The sequence below is a fragment of the Caballeronia sp. genome (assembly GCF_049581465.1).
GTDB lineage: Bacteria > Pseudomonadota > Gammaproteobacteria > Burkholderiales > Burkholderiaceae > Caballeronia.
This window is the reverse complement of sequence record NZ_JBAUSA010000461.1, coordinates 1-1,803: the sequence shown is the minus strand read 5'-3', so window position 1 is coordinate 1,803 and position 1,803 is coordinate 1. Positions and strand designations below refer to the sequence as shown.

The following is a 1,803-nucleotide window of genomic DNA, read 5'->3' as shown; positions in this document are numbered from 1 at the left end:
GCCAGGGCCGGGACGGAGCGCTACCTCAACGAGCGCGCGCTTCGCTTTCTCATCGTAGCGGCGACGCCCATCGCGGCTGCGTCTAACTACTCTTAACTCTGAGTGTTTGTCTGGCATAGGTGTCCACCTCCAAATAGGTGGACACCTATGCTCCTCGCTCTTGTCTATCGTTGATAGACGTCGGAAATGGACTTGCAATTACCCACAATCTTGGGCGAGTTCGAAACCGAGTTGGATATCGACGAGTCTTCGCAAGCCTCGCCAGATTACGGTGTTTCCAGGAGGAGGATCATTGGTTCGAGCCAGATAGCCGCCCAGTTGGGCGAGTTTGATGGTGTATCGAGTAAGTGGCTCGGCGGTTGAGGTCTTCGCCGTATCTTTAACTAACTGGTCAAGTCGCTGTATTTCATGCGGCGTTAAGGCGACTTCGACCGGTAGATGTGGCCCGGCTCGATGTACCATGGTTATCCAAAAGATGCGCCAACTTAAGATACAAAATACGGCAATAAGATTTGCCAGTCGGTCCGCCGTGCGCAGCATTGACTCCTCTGCCTTGCAGCCCGACTTTAGAATTTTGTGGAACACCTCGATTTTCCATCGCAGTGCGTACCAGTCAAGTTTCTCTATAGCCTGCCTGCGAGAAGTCACCGGTAAATTGGTGATCAGCTTCCATTCAATTCGCTTCCTGCTCGTAGTTGTGCCTCGTTCAAGTGCGTGAATCACCGTCAGATGCAGCGGCGGGTAGCGACGTTGCTTGCCGATTGGAGGCAACACTGTTATGCGACGGTACCGAAGTTCCAGCACCGCTCGATCGGCCTTGCCGCCTTGGTCCCGAACCGCGACCCGATGTACGCCAGCGACTCGTACTTCATCCATCTCGCTTGCAATCGTATGGTTTCCATCGCCCGCGAGTCTGTCGACGCAGGTTCGAACAAGGAAGTTCGTTTGCAGTTCGTGGGCGAGGCAGAAGAGTTCATAAATGTCGCTTTCGCGATCTCCTACATGAACGCAACGCTGAGGTTGGGCAAGCAGTGCTGTGGATTGCCGTAGATTCTCCAGCCATCGATAGCTTTCTTTTTCTTCGATCGGAACGCGGGTTGGATTTATCTTGCGCTTGAGTGCGTCACACCCTTTGAACTTCTTCCGGGTCCAAAATTTTATCGCTGCCAGCCCTAACGGAACGCCTTGCGTGGTTACGACGAGACTCGAATGCATCAAGATCCCGCAAATCGTATGCATTGGGCTTCGCCCTGTCTTGTCCTTGCGACTTGCGACCTTATGTGTCGAGCCAATTAGCTCAGGTCGCTCACGTTTGTACGAGAATTCAGTCGTGTCCTGCAATATCAGTATGGGACCTTCCGACGCAGCAAATCGGCTTCGGGTCGCTTCGAAATGGCTGCCCAAAATATCTTGTTCACTGACTTTGGGATTGGAGAGAAATCGATAGGCCGCTTTCGTGTTGCACCAGTCCTGAAAAGCCATCGGAATGCTCTGCCCCATGCATGTCCACAAGCGTTCCAAAACTAACCGAAATCTCTTGCCCAGACGTTCGTCGCGAAATCGACTTCGTCCAACTTCCTCGTCCAGCCATGCATCGGCTTCCGAAGATGCACGCTTGCCGCCTTCGTCCCTTGTCTTCGTCATCGCTCTGTCTCGTTGACTATACGTGCAACGAAGTTAACAGAAAGGGTCAATTGTTAACAGAGGTAAACGCCAAAAATTGTGGGTAATTGCAAGGGAAATGGACCGCTTACATTCAATCGAAGTACACGATCCTTAAAGTAGGAGCACAGCGATGCGTTT

At 52.3% G+C, this 1,803-nt stretch carries 1 protein-coding gene; it reads right to left on the bottom strand.

Going from position 1 to position 1,803, the window contains the following annotated elements; genetic code table 11:
- Positions 1–198: 198 nt before the first annotated feature.
- Positions 199–1,644 carry an IS4 family transposase gene (locus WCA53_RS11435; RefSeq protein WP_423909447.1) on the bottom strand — a complete coding sequence of 482 codons (1,446 nt, stop codon included), beginning with the start codon at positions 1,642–1,644 and terminating at the stop codon, positions 199–201.
- Positions 1,645–1,803: the final 159 nt, after the last annotated feature.

Coding starts and splice junctions, on each gene's coding strand:
- WCA53_RS11435 (WP_423909447.1), bottom strand. CDS start 1,644: ATGACGAAGACAAGGGACGAAGGCGGCAAGCGTGCATCTTCGGAAGCC.